This window comes from Thermomonospora echinospora (assembly GCF_900108175.1).
Taxonomy (GTDB): Bacteria; Actinomycetota; Actinomycetes; order Streptosporangiales; family Streptosporangiaceae; genus Thermomonospora; species Thermomonospora echinospora.
Genome location: NZ_FNVO01000071.1, coordinates 1 through 1,316 on the forward strand (window position 1 = coordinate 1; position 1,316 = coordinate 1,316).

Below are 1,316 nucleotides of genomic sequence, written 5' to 3' on the forward strand. Positions count from 1 at the left end.
GACGCTGGCCGACGTTGAGGCGTGGTGCGCGTACGGGATGCGCGGCGAACATGGGGGCGGCAAGACCGCCCGCCGCGTCGACACCAGCGGGTTGCTGGGGTGGGTGATGTGGCACGACGAGGCCCGCCCCGTCGACGGCCAGGACCCCGACCCGCACGTTCACGCCCACGCCGTCATCGCCCACATGGTGCGCGGCGTCGACGGCCAGTGGAGCACACCCGGCAACGGCGGCCGCGAGTTCCACCGGCACATTGAGGCCGCCGGAGCGCTGGTCCGAGCGAGGCTGCGCGCCAAGACGACCGCCATGGGGTTCCGGTGGGAACGTCAGCCGGGGGGCCGGGTGTGGGAGCTGGCCGGGGTGCCCGCCGAGCTGCGGGTGGTGTTCTCCAAGCGCCAGGGCCAGATCCACCGGCTGCTGCAGCGGCTCGGGTTCGAGGACCCGCGAACGGCGTCGACCGCGCACGCCAAGGTCGCCGCCGCACGCTCCCGCGAGGGCAAGGACACCGCCGGGACGAGCTCGGCGCAGGCCTCGCCGTCGACCACCGTGCATGGCGGTGACCTGCGTGGATCGTGGCGGCGGCAGGCCGATGACGCGGGTCATGAGCCGGGCATGGTTGTCGCGGCCGCGCGCCCGGGCGGCCCTGACGACGGGCCCACGATCGGAGGTCCCGGCGACGGGCCGACCCCGCCACCGCCGCCGACGCCGGGCGTGCGCGAGGTCGCCGAGCGCATCTTCGCGCCGGACACCGGGCTGACCGCGCACAACAAGGTCGCCACCCAGCCCCGCGTGCTCGCGGCCGTGCTGGACGAGCTGCCCGGCGTCGCCGACGTCGCCGACGCGGAACGGCTGGCGGCCGCCGTGGTGGCGCTGCCCGACGGCCCGGCGGTTCCGCTCCCTGCCGCCGGCGGCCGCGAACGCGGGCCCGCGTTCCAGACGCACCCCGAGCGCTACACCAGCGCCGACATCGTGGAGGCCGAACGCACCGCCCTGGCCCTCACCGAGCACGGTCTACGCCACGGTGCCGACGAGGGCCTGGCCGTCGTCGACGGCGAGGTCACCGCCATGGCGATCGGCGCGTTCGAGGCCGCCAAGGGCTTCGCATTGTCGACGCAGCAGCGCGCGGTGGTGGAACGGCTGACCGGCGCCGGGCACGGCGTCGACGCCGTCATCGGCGTCGCCGGAGCCGGGAAGACAACGCTGATGGCGGCCGCCAGGAGCGCGTGGAACGTCGCCGGGTTCACGGTGCGGGGGGCGACCACCGCGGCGGCGGCCGCGCAGCAGCTCGCCGCCGAGTCCGGCATCCCCGCCCAGACGA

Annotated in this window: 1 protein-coding gene; it reads left to right on the plus strand. The window is 76.0% G+C overall.

Translation table 11 applies throughout. From position 1 onward, the window contains the following. Window positions 1–1,316: relaxase domain-containing protein (locus tag C4U03_RS39695; protein ID WP_160147269.1), on the plus strand; the 1,316-nt coding region annotated here is incomplete at both ends.